Source organism: Candidatus Amarolinea aalborgensis, assembly GCF_900491745.1.
GTDB lineage: Bacteria > Chloroflexota > Anaerolineae > SSC4 > Amarolineaceae > Amarolinea > Amarolinea aalborgensis.
The window spans coordinates 315,070-327,326 of the sequence record NZ_UETR01000003.1; the positions used below are offsets into that span (position 1 = coordinate 315,070).

1 protein-coding gene is annotated in these 12,257 nt (G+C 64.2%); it reads left to right on the plus strand.

What is annotated here, in order from left to right; all coding sequences use genetic code 11:
• The first annotated feature begins 129 nt into the window (after positions 1–129).
• Positions 130–12,216: an SdrD B-like domain-containing protein gene (locus tag ACPQ6D_RS06085; protein ID WP_423223408.1), complete on the plus strand. Its 12,087-nt coding sequence runs from the start codon at positions 130–132 to the stop codon at positions 12,214–12,216.
• Positions 12,217–12,257 lie beyond the last annotated feature (41 nt).

Consider the following 12,257-nt stretch of genomic DNA (forward strand, 5'->3'; position numbering starts at 1 on the left):
TTCAATTCGATTAACGTATGCCGTACGATGTTCGCGGCCAGGTCGTTCTACCGGCCTGAGATACTGTGTGCGCCCCGTTGCTTCCCCGGTGTGTGAGATAAGATCGTTGTTTGTCGTTGGAGGAGTTTCATGATGACTTTTCGTTCGTCCCATCAACGTGCATGGCGGTTCAAGCTGCTTTACATTACCGTCATTGCAACCATGCTGGTCAGCCTGTTCCCGCAGGTCGTGGGCGTGCCAACCCCTACGGCCAGCGCTCACAACTTAAATGCCAGTGTGGTTTATGTCTACTTTGACCCGGATACACAAGCGTATCTGGATAATCTGATTGCCACCAATCAGCGGCCGGCCGGGCAGCCCTTGCTGCGCGCCGGCGATGAATTGGGCATCATCATCAAGGCAATGCCCGACCTGGGCACGACTACCGGCGTTGGAGGTTATAGCACCTTCTATGTCCCCAACGGATTGCAGGTCACCGACGCGGCCTACATCATGCCCGGCGATCTCAACGCCGACGGCATCACCGGCTTCGACAAGGTGCCGATGAAGGGCCAGGCCCAAATGCCGATCGTGGGCGCAGGCGGCGATCCGACGGTCAGCCTGGTGGGCATCACCCGCGGCCCGAACATCCTCGGCGTGACCAGCCCAATCGTGACGGCGGCCAACACCAACCTGGGCACAGTGGTCGGCGTCTACGGCGACACCGGCATCTTCTACTCCACCGCGCCGGAGACGGCCTTCGGCACCTACTCCGGCGGCAGTCTGACGAACAACAGCGGCGACACGATTGGCGCGCGCACCGTGTTGGGCACAACGCTCAATAAGTGGGATGCCTGGCAGGAAGCCGGGTATGGCATCAAAGGGACGACCAATCCCGCCTATCCCGCCGCCGCCCTGATTGATTCCAACCAGCGCGGCTACGCACCGTGGGGCCTGGCCAATGTGGTGGCCGGTCCGCAAAGCGGCTATGCCTGGGAGTTCGATTTCGCCAAATACACGGCCTGCGACCCCACCCCGACCACGACGCCGCTTGCCAATTGTATTGATCAAGCCACCCAGGACATCGGTCCCTGGCAGCGCATCAAGTACCCTGGCAGCCAGTTCTCTGATGATCCCCCTGGCGGATCGCCAAATCCGCCTTACCCACAGCCTTATACACGCGGCGCTGACGCCAGCAATTCGGGCTTCGACCTGACCGCCGGCGACCTGCCCCAAACCACCGGCCAGGCCAACGGCACCCCCAACGCCGTGCGCTGGGCCTACGGCCAGCAGACCCTGTACCAACCTGAGTACATGTGGATCAAGGTCAAGGTTCACGACGCCAGCGCCATCCTCGATGCGACCGGCTGTCCCAAGTGGACCGTGGACACCTTCGGCGGCGACGCCGGCGGCGACAGCGGCGGCAAGGACCACATCTGGCGCTACTACGACCCCAACAGCGTCACCTTCAACGGCTGTCTAGCCATCGGCAAGCCGGCCACGCGTGAGCTGGTCAAGGTGGGCGACTACTACCAGTACAAGGTCAAGCTCTACAACGGCGGCGCCAACAATTTCAGCACCGTGCAGATTCAGGACACGCTGCCCAGCGGCGTCACCTACATCAGCGCCGTGCCGGCGCCCAGCAATGTCAGTCTGCCGAACCTGACCTGGACGGTCGCTCCTTTCTTGCAGAGCCAGATGTTCGAGGCGACCGTCACGGTGAAGGCCAGCGGCAGCGGGCTGATAAACAACAAGGTCTGCGCCTCTGGCGTCACGACGCCGGGCGGCCAGACGATCAACAGCTGCGGCAATGATGTCACTGTCGCCGGCAATCAGCCGCTCCTCCGCCAAACCAAGACCGTCACGCCCACGTCAGCCGCGCCGGGCGACACGGTGCAATACACGATCACGATGCTCAACGTCGGCAGCGGCCCGACCAGCAGTCCGGTGGCGATCACCGAGTACCTGCCCACCGGCTTCACCTACACGGGCGCCATCCCCGGCACTGTTACAGCAACGGTCAACGGCGCCAGCGTGACTGCGTCCGTCTCCGGCACCGCGGCGCAGCCGGTCTTTACCGTGCCATCGGTCATCAACGCCGGGCAAAGCCTGGTGCTGACGTTCAACGCGCTGGTGTCGGCCTCCACCATGGCCGGCAATTATACAAACTCGTATCGCAGCAGCCAGGGCGGCGTCAATCAGCTCACCGGCGCGATTGCGGGCGTGGCGGTCAGCCGCGCCTCCATCGGCGACACGGTCTACCGGGACTGGAACGGCAACGGCGTGCAAGACCCCGGCGAGGAAGGCATCCCTGGCATCCAGGTGTGCGCCAACCCCGGCAGCCGCTGCGCCACCACCGACGCTAACGGCAAGTACTTGATCGCCGGCTTGCAGGCTGGCACGTACAGTGTGGATGTGACCAATCCGCCGGCCGGTTATACAGCCACGCAGGGCGCGCATCCGACCTCTGTCACGCTGCTGCAAACCGACAACATCACCACGGTTGATTTCGGCTATCGGCCTGGCGGCGCCGGCTCCATCGGCGATAAGGTCTTCGAAGACATTGCCAACAACGGCGTCTTCGACGGCGCGGATGTCGGCATCAATGGCGTTACCGTCAACCTGTATGAAGACACCAACGGCAACGGCGTGATTGATGCGGGTTCCGACCTGCTGATCGCCACGACGACCACGGCAGGCGGCGGCAACTACAGCTTTGCCAACCTGGATCCCACACGCGCCTACATTGTCGTGCCCGTTGACGGCCCTGGCAGCGCGGTGGATGCCTATTTTGCGAATGCCTACGTGCGCAGCACGACCAACCCCAGGCCAGTCAGCCCCGCGAACTTCGCCGCCCAGGGCAACGCGGTGACCGATGCGGACTTTGGCTACTTCGGTCAGACCCCTGGCTCGATTGGCGACACGGTCTGCGTTGACGTCAACGGCGACAAGCTCTGCACAGGCGCTGACCAGGGCATCGCCGGCGTTACCGTCAGGCTCTACCTAGATGCCGATGGCGACGGCGAAGGTGATCCCAGCGAGCTGGTGACCACAACCAGCACCGACCCCAGCGGGCAGTACACCTTCACGGGCCTCGGCCCCGGTAACTATATCGTGGTCGTGGATACCACCGACCCACAGATTCCGGCTGGCTACCTGCCCAGCGTCTCCAGCCAAACGGCGGTGACGCTGGCTGTCGCCCAAAACCGCACCGATGTGGATTTCCCCTTCGGCAAGGTGCTAACCAAATCGGTTGACAAGATAAACGCCAACCCCGGTGACACCTTGAACTATTCGATCACTGCCAACTACCCGAGCGGCGTCCTGCTGCAAAACGTGGCTGTGACCGATACCATCCCGGCCGGTACGACTTTTGCCAGCGCCGGGCAGGGTGGCGTGTACAGCGGCGGTGCGATTGTCTGGAACCTGGGCAGCAACAGCCCAGCCATTCCCGCCACCACTTCGGCGCCGGGCACGGCCTTGTGCTATGGCTCCACCACGCTGACGGCGGTGGAGGATACGTACATTGACCTCAACAACGCGACGAGTAACTTCGGCAGCAACAATACCATGCTTACGCGTCCGGCTAACGCAGCCAACATCAAACACAGCCTACTGCGTTTTGACACCAGCACCATCCCGGCTAACGCCCAGATCCAGACCGCCGATCTAAGGTTGGTAGTGACTTCGAACCGGAGCAACCATGTGGACGAAGTGCACCGCATGATCACCGCCTGGACCGAGGCCGGCGCGACCTGGAATGACGCCGATGGCGGGGGCGCTGGCGATTGGGCGACCGGAACCTTCAGCGCCAACGATTACGCCGCGGCGCTCCTGGGCAAGATTACGCCCAGCAGCAACGGGGCCAAGACACTGAGCGTGATCGGTACCGTCACCGATTGGGTCAAGAACGGTGTGCCCAACCGCGGTTTCGTGCTCGTGGCCACCGGCACCGACACCGGCAACGCCGCCTATGCCACAAGAGATAACGGCACCGTCGCCAACCGCCCCACTCTGGCTGTAGGCTACTACTACGAATCACCTACGGCGTGCAGCGGCACCACCGACCTGGTCTCGGTGGCGGACACGTTCATCCGAGAAGACAGCACGGGGACGGCGAATGGGACGGCTACGACCATGATCACCAATCCGTCCACCAATGGCGCCGACGGCAGGCTCAAGCCCAGCCTGGTGCAGTTCAATGTGGTCCCAATCCCGTCGGGAGCCACCATAACCAGTGCAACCTTGAAGCTTTACGTGACCACGAACAAAAACAACCACGTGGATTCGGTACGGCGGATGATAACCAGTTGGACCGAGAGCGCCACGTGGAACGACGCCGACGGCGCGGGCGCGGGCGACTGGGCAACCGGGACCTTCGGCAGCAGTGACTACAGTGGTGTGTCGCTGGGGAACATCACGCCCAATTCAAACGGCCAGAAGAGCCTGGTCATGACGACCCAGGTGAATGACTGGGTCAACAACGGCTCTCCTAATCGCGGTCTCATCCTCTACCCCACAGGGACCGATAACGGCGACGCCAAGTACGCGACACGCGAGGATAGCACAGCCTCGCGACGTCCGGTTCTGACGGTGGTCTGGAGCCAGGCGGTCAGCACCCTGCCGCAAACGACCCTGGCGCTGCACGCCGAGCCGCTTTTCCTGGGCGGTGTCGGCCAGATTAAGGTGACGATGACGGCTTCCACGGCCGGCACGGTCACCGGCGTCACTCCGCCCGCGGGCCTGACCATCAACGCCACGGGTGGCGCCAGCGCCGTGCTCAACAGCGGCCCCACCCCGGCCGGCCCCGTTACCATCTCGGCGGGCAGCCCCGCCAGCTTCGTCTACATCTACAACATCACTCCCGGTTCACTGCCAGGCACCATCAGCTTCACCGGCAAGCCGGTCCCGGCCAACAACTTCGGCACGGCCACTTCCGAAGGCGTCATCATCAGCCCGGCGCTCACCTTCCAGGTGACGGTGAACAACCCAGCTACGGTTGGTGTGGTCAAGAACGTCGCCAACATTTCAGCGCACGAGGCCGACACCAAGCTCAGCCCCGACCTGTGCTACGTGGTCGCCGACAACGCGCCCGACACCACCACCGCTGACCGGCTGCTGAGCATTGACCCCCTCACCGGCGACTTCGTAGACATCGGCGCTACCGGCACCATGAACATGGAGGCGCTGGCCTCGAACCTGACCGGCACGGCCCTCTACGGCGTCGAGGCGGGCCAACTGGTAACCGTTGACAAGGACACCGGCGCCCGTACCGTCGTCGGCACCATCGGCGCGATCAACGGCACGTTTGGCAGCATCGCCACGCCCGATGTGGACGGCCTGGCATTCGACCCGGCCGACGGCAAGCTCTACGCCGTCGCCCGCCGCGAGGATAACCCGATCACCGCCGGCAACACGTTGCTAGATGTGCTCTTCCAGATCAACCCGACCACCGGCGCGCGGGTGGCCAATGCCTATGGCGCCGGCGTGGACTACATCCCCATCGCCACCAACACGCTGACCCCCGCGCTCTACGATGTGGATGACATCGTCTTCGACAGATCCGGCGTGCTCTACGCCATCGCCAACGACTCCACCGCCAATATCGGCCTCTCCGACCGCCTGGTGACGCTCAACAAGGCGACCGGCGCGATCACCGACATTGCCGGCTTCATCGACGCGGCCGACGGCACGACCGCGGTTACAGACGTGGAAGACCTCGCCTTTCTGGTAGGGTTCGGCCTGCTCGCCAGCACCGGCGATGCCTCCACGACCTCCGCCCAACGCAACACCGTCTGGACGGTGGACGCGGACACTGCCGCAATGACGCAGATCGTGGCCGTCCCAGCCTACAGCTCTACCGACTACGAAGGTTTGGCTTGTATGGTGGGGCCATCGGAGCCGGGCGACCTCATCCTCCCACCCACGCCCAGCAACCAAACCGATACAGCCCTCGGCGCCAGCATTGGCGACCTGGTGTGGGCCGACCTGGATGGCGACGGCGTCAAGGATGCCAATGAGCCAGGCCTGGCGGGCGTACAAGTGTGCGCCACGCCAACCGTCGGCCCGGCAGTCTGCGCCGTCACCGACAGCCAGGGCGCCTATGTGATCGGCGGTCTGACTGCCGGGACGTACACCGTGGCCTACACAACCGGCGTCCCTGCGGGTTACACGCCCAGCACGCCGCCCAGCCTCAGCGTGCCGCTGACCTCCGGCCAGCAGTACAAACTCGCCGACTTCGGCTTGCGCCCGCCCGGCACCGCCAGCATTGGCGACACGGTGTGGCTGGACGCCAACAACAACGGCAGCCTGGACGGCGCGGAGCAAGGACTGCCCAACATCACGGTCAAGCTCTACATTGACCAGAACAACAACGGCGTGGTGGATGTGGGCGACAATCTGATCCAGACGCAGACCACCGACGCTCTCGGCAACTACCTGTTCAGCGGCTTGCAGCCCGACGACTACCTGGTGGTCGTGGATACTACCAGCCCGGTCACGTCGCCCTACGATGGGACAACGACCATCGCCGCGGCCATGGCTCCGACCACCGGCACAACGAACCCGCGCGATGTGACCATCACCACCCCCGGCCAGACCATTACGAACGCAGACTTCGGCTACAACTGGAGCAGTTCGATTGGCGACACGGTGTGGTGGGATGACAATCTGAACCAGGTGGTGGATGCCGGTGAAGGACGCATCGCCAATGCGACGGTGCTGCTGTACTTCGACGCCAACAACAACGGCGTGATTGATCCGTCTGAGTACGCGCCTATTGCCTTCATGAATACGGACGGCAACGGCAACTACCTTTTCAACCACCTGCCGCCGGGTCATTACCTGGTGGAGGTCTATGACGACAGCATCACGACCAACGGCATTCGCAACATCGTCTCGACAACGCCGGAAGTTCGCTCCGTTGACCTCAGCCCGAACCAGGCCGTGCTGACGGCCGACTTCGGCTACTACGTCGGCGCGCGGGTCAAGGGCAACGTCTTCTGGGACGAGAATGGCAACGGCGTGCTCGATCCCGGCGAACAGAATACGCCGTACCTGCTGCCGAATGTCACCGTTAGCATCACCTGCCTCGGCCCCGATGGCGCGCCCGGCGGCGGCGATGACTATGTCGGCAACCAGGACACCAATGCCGCGGGTCACTTCTCGTTCCTGGTGCCGCCAGGTCCGTGTACGCTGACCTACGATCAGAATGATATTCCCGCAGCCTTGTCCGAACGCACAACGCCGACGACCTTTACCTTCGTTGCCCAAGCCGGGGACGACTGGCACCCGTCGTTCGACTTCGGCGTGGATAACCGGGCCGCGATCGGCGACACCATCTACGTGGATGCCAACGGCAACGGCGTGCAAGACGCTGGCGAGCCAGGCGTGGCCGGTGTGACCGTCTACCTGTATCAAGACGTGGGCGTCATCGGCGTGTATCAACCAGGCATTGACATCTTCATGGCCGCGGTGGTCACCGATGCCCAGGGCAAGTACAGCTTCCCAGGACTGGCGAACGGCCCCTACTTCGTGCGCGTAAACACTGCCACGCTGCCCGCCTTCTACGCCCAAACGGGCGATCCGGACCAGCCGGGCATTCACTGCACCACCTGCGATAACGTTGCCGCCGCCGTGATTGCATCTGGCAACGACGTCCTCACGATGGACTTTGGCTATCAGTATCAGCCCGGCGGCAATCCGAGCGCCACCCGCACGGTCTCTGGCGTCGTCTGGAACGACCTGAATGGCAACGGCATCTTCGACGGCGGCGAGCCTGTGTTGACCGGCGTCAATGTGACGGTCAACTGCGGCGCCAACGGCACCTTCGTGACGACCACCGGCGCGCTGGGACTGGGCCGCAACTGGTCCGTGGCCGGCATCCCCGTGGGCAGCAACTGCACGATCACCCCTGATCCGGCCACGCTGCCGCCAGGCTACTCGCCCACCACGGTGATCAGCCGTACGGTGACGAACATCCAGAACGACGTGACGGCGCAAAACTTCGGCTACCAACTGCTGCCCGGCAGCATCAGCGGTACGGTCGTCGTGGGCAACGGCAACGGTCAGGCCGATCCAGGCGAACCGCCGCTTGCCAATGTGCTCATCACCCTGCGCTACGCGGGCGCGGACGGGCTGCTCGGCACGCCTGACGATGTCGTTACCACAACCAATACAAATGCCAATGGCGGGTACAGCTTCACCAACCTGCTCCCGGGGCTCTATCAGGTGACGGAGACGAACCCGGTTGGCTATGTCAGCGTGGCTGACCGCGACGGCGGCAATCCTGACAATATCACGGTCAATCTCGGCATCAACCAGGCTGTCACAGGCCGCGACTTCGAAGACGCCCCGATCAGCGGCAGCGTCTCTGGGGTCGTCTTCACCGATCTCAACGGCGATGGCGTGCAAGGCGTCGGCGAAGCCCCCATCAGCGGCGTGACCGTGACCCTCTACGGACCTGGGCCGGATGGCATCCTGGGGACGCCTGACGACGTGGTGATCGCCACGACGACCACCAATGCGTCTGGAGCCTACGTCTTCTCCAATCTGCCGACTGGACCTTACATGGTGCGAGAAACCGACCCCGCGGGTTATGTCTCGACCACCCCGAACAACGTCCCAGTCAACGTGCCGCCCAGCGGCACGGCCACGGCCAACTTCGGCGATCAGCCGACAGGCACGATCTCGGGCATTGTCTTCGACGACAACAATGGCAACGGCGTGCAGAATCCGACCGAACCGGGCCTGGGCGGTGTGACGGTGCAGTTGATCAATCCCGTCACCGGCGCGGTCGTGGCGACAACGACAACCGACCCCAACGGCGCTTACGTCTTCACGGGCGTGGCGCCAGGCGCGTACATCGTGCGTGAGACCGATCCCGCGGGCTACACCAGCACCACCCCCAACAACGTACCGGTCAGCGTCGCGCCCGGCGGCGCAGCCAACGCCAACTTCGGCGATCAGCAGCCGGCCACCGTCGTCGGCACGGTCTTCAATGACATCAACGGCAACGGCGTCCAGAATCCGGGCGAAACCGGCATCAGCGGCGTCACGGTTGGCCTGTACAACAGTGGCGGCGCGCTTGTCAGCACGACCACCACGGCCGCGGACGGCTCGTACATCTTCAGCAGTGTGGCCCCCGGCAGCTACACGGTGCGCGAGACCGATCCGGCCGGCTACTCCAGCACCACCAGTAACATCGTGCCGGTCAGTGTGCCTGCGGGCGGCGTGGGCGTGGCCGACTTCGGCGACCAGCAGCAGGGAACCATCTCCGGCGTGGTCTTCAATGACGCCAACGGCAACGGCGTGCAAGACCCCGGCGAAGGCGGCCTGGGCGGCGTGACGGTGCAACTGGTTGACCCCATCACCGGCGCGGTCGTGGCCACGACCACCACCAATCCCAATGGCTCCTATACCTTCAGCGGCGTGGCGCCTGGCTCGTACATCGTACGTGAAACCGACCCCAGCGGCTTCACATCCACGACGCCCAACAACGTCCCGGTCAACGTAACCCCAGGCGGCGCAGCCAACGCCAACTTTGGCGATCAACTGCCCGGCACAGTTGCGGGCGTGGTCTTCAATGACCTCAACGGCAACGGCTTGCAAGATCCGGGTGAACCAGGCATCGGCGGCGTTACCGTCGGCCTGTACAACAGCTCCGGTAATCTGGTTGGCACCACGACCACGGTTGGCAACGGCGCCTACCTCTTCACGAACGTGGCGCCCGGCGCATACACCGTGCGTGAGACCGATCCGGCTGGCTACACGAGCACCACCAGCAACATCGTGCCGGTCAGCGTGCCTGCGGGCGGAAGCGCGAATGCCGACTTCGGCGATCGCCTGCCGGGCACCGTTTCCGGCGTGGTCTTCAACGACCTCAACGGCAATGGCGTGCAGGATCCCAGCGAAGGCGGCCTGGGCGGCGTTACCGTGCAGCTGATCAATCCGACCACGGGCGCGGTTGTGGCTACCACGACCACGGCTGCGGATGGCTCCTACACCTTCACCGGCGTCACCCCGGGCAGCTACATCGTGCGCGAGACCGACCCGACTGGCTTCGCCTCCACGACGCCCAACAACGTACCGGTCAGCGTGCCCTCCGGCGGCAGCGCCAGCGCCAACTTTGGCGATCAGCAGTCCGCCACGGTGGTGGGCACCGTCTTCAACGACATCAACGGCGACGGCACGCAGGATCCGGGTGAAAACGGACTGGGCGGCGTCACGGTTGGCCTCTACAGCAGCGGTGGCGCGTTGGTTGCCACCACCACGACGTTTGGCAACGGCACCTATCTCTTCTCGAACGTAACGCCGGGCGCCTACACCGTGCGCGAGACAGACCCGACTGGCTACACCAGCACGACCAGCAACATCGTGCCGGTCAGTGTGCCCGCGGGCGGCGTGGGCGTGGCCGACTTCGGCGACCGCCTGCCCGGTTCGGTCTCCGGCGTCGTCTACAGCGATGCGAACAGCAACGGCATGCAGGACCCCGGCGAGAATGGCCTGGGCGGGGTGACGGTGCAGCTGATCAACTCGACCACGGGGCTGGTTGTGGCGACCACTACCACGGCCCCCAACGGCTCCTACCTGTTCACGAACGTTCCGCCAGGCTCTTACATCGTGCGCGAAACCGACCCGACTGGTTTCACCTCCACCACGCCCAACGACGTGGGCGTGAGCGTACCGTCGGGCGGCGGCGCCAGCGCCAACTTCGGCGATCAACTGCCCGGCTCCGTGGCCGGTACGGTCTTCAACGACCTCAACGGCAATGGCGTCCAGGATCCAGGTGAGAATGGCCTGGGCGGCGTCACCGTGGGCCTCTACAGTACGGGCGGCGTCCTGCTTGCCAGCACCACGACGGCCGGCGACGGCACCTATATCTTCCCCGCTGTGGGGCCAGGCTCCTTCTCGGTGCGCGAGACCGACCCCAGCGGCTGGTCAAGCACGACGCCCAACAACGTCCCCGTGACCGTGCCTAGCGGCGGGATCGGCCATGCCGACTTCGGCGATCAACTGATCGGCTCGGTGTCCGGTGTGGTCTTCAACGACATCAACGGCAACGGCGTGCAGGATCCGAGTGAAAACGGCATTGGCGGCGTCACCGTCGGGCTGTACACCTCCGGCGGCGCCCTCGTATCTACCACGACGACGGCCGCGGACGGCTCCTACCTCTTCACCGGCGTTACCGCGGGCGCGTACTCTGTGCGCGAAACCGACCCCAGCGGCTTCACAAGCACGACGCCGAACGACGTACCGGTATCGGTGCCGGCGGGCGGCGCGGCCGTGGCCAACTTCGGCGACCGCCAGGTGGGCACGGTCAGCGGTGTGGTCTTCAATGATGTCAACAGCAACGGCACGCAGCAGCCAAGCGAAAACGGCTTGGGCGGCGTGACGGTGGGGCTGTACGACAGCGGCAATAACCTGGTGGCAACCACGACGACGGCTGGGGATGGCAGTTACATCTTCACGAACGTGACCCCGGGCAGCTACACCGTGCGCGAAACTGACCCGCCAGGCTTCCTGAGCACCACGCCCAACAACGTGGCGGTCACAGTGCCCGCGGGCGGATCAGCCAGCGCCAACTTCGGCGACCAGATCATCGCCCTGGGCGCGGCGCAGCTCAGCGGCATGGCCTACCTCGATGCTAACGGCAACGGCGTGCATGATCCAGGCGAAACCGTAGGCATCCCCGGAGTGCCGGTGACGATCTACGGCCCGAATGGGGTCATCATCACGCGCACGACGACCATCACGGGCTTCTACAGTGTCACGAACCTCCCCCCTGGCAACTACATTGTCAGAATGCCCAATTCGCTCAACTCACCCACGGCGGTGCTTAGTTCGCCCGGTCAGATCAACGTGACGTTGACCTCTGGGCAGAACCGCACCGGGCTGGATTTCGGCTACGTGTTGCCCACCGGTTTCACGATCGTCTATTTCCTGGCACGGTGGGACGGCGCCGTGGTGACCGTGCGTTGGGTGGCTATCAACGAAGGCAGCGTGGCCGGGTATCACATCTATCGCTCCAGCGACCCGAACGGCTCCGATCTGGTGCGTATCACGCAGCAGCTCGTGCCCGTGGGCGGTGGAACGTATCAGATCAGCGACACCAGCGCGGTGCGCGGCCAGACCTACTGGTACTGGGTGCAAACGCAGCCGGAAGGGCTGTTCGTCGGCCCCTACCCGCTGAGCAACGACAGCAAGATGTACTTCCCTGCCGTGCGCAAGCAGCGGTAGGCGCAGGTCGGAACGCTGAACGTGAGGCAGAATGAAACCTG